Source organism: Neokomagataea anthophila (assembly GCF_018122595.1).
In the GTDB taxonomy this organism is placed as follows: domain Bacteria; phylum Pseudomonadota; class Alphaproteobacteria; order Acetobacterales; family Acetobacteraceae; genus Gluconobacter; species Gluconobacter anthophilus.
Genome location: NZ_JAGRQH010000230.1, coordinates 1 through 219 on the forward strand (window position 1 = coordinate 1; position 219 = coordinate 219).

The 219-nt window shown below is 54.3% G+C and carries 1 pseudogene; it reads right to left on the minus strand.

The window, feature by feature from the left end:
- A pseudogene (locus KB213_RS12555) lies at positions 1–219 on the minus strand (carboxylating nicotinate-nucleotide diphosphorylase); the annotation flags it as partial.

Genomic DNA, 219 nt, shown 5'->3' on the forward strand with positions numbered 1-219 from the left:
ATCAAGTTCAATGCCGTGCTTTCCCCAGCAATGACCGTAGACTCATGGGACGTTACCGTCGCGATAACATCTCCCGGCTGGACGAATACACAATCAGCGACATGCGCCTCAAAGCCTGCATCCTTCTGTAACATCGTAAACGCTAAGCGTGCCCCCGCTAATCCGGCGATAACCCCGGGACGGCGTGCCCGAAAAACAGCCGTCAGCTTTTGTTCATTC